Origin of the sequence: Bacillus cereus group sp. BfR-BA-01381 (genome assembly GCF_022663555.1) — a bacterium.
Lineage (GTDB): Bacteria > Bacillota > Bacilli > Bacillales > Bacillaceae_G > Bacillus_A > Bacillus_A pacificus.
Genome location: NZ_JAKUFR010000341.1, coordinates 1 through 223, shown reverse-complemented (window position 1 = coordinate 223; position 223 = coordinate 1). Strand labels below are relative to the sequence as shown.

Genomic DNA, 223 nt, shown 5'->3' with positions numbered 1-223 from the left:
AGTAGAACAAGATGATTCCTCTAATTACGAAGCTGGATATGAAGAAGGAAATGCAATGGAGTTAGCGACAACAGAAGAAAGTACTATAGACTCGCAAAAAGAGAATACGGAGGTATCAGATATAGAAACATCAGGACACCTGGAGCAAGATAACGTTTCGGAATATGAAACTGAAAATGGTGAAGGAGCCTCAAATCAAATTGCCAGTGTTGGACAGCTGAAC

1 protein-coding gene is annotated in these 223 nt (G+C 39.9%); it reads left to right on the top strand.

Annotation, left to right across the window (positions count from 1 at the left end):
- On the top strand, positions 1–223 hold a 223-nt coding region (locus tag MR079_RS28950), incomplete at both ends, for a hypothetical protein (protein WP_242295123.1).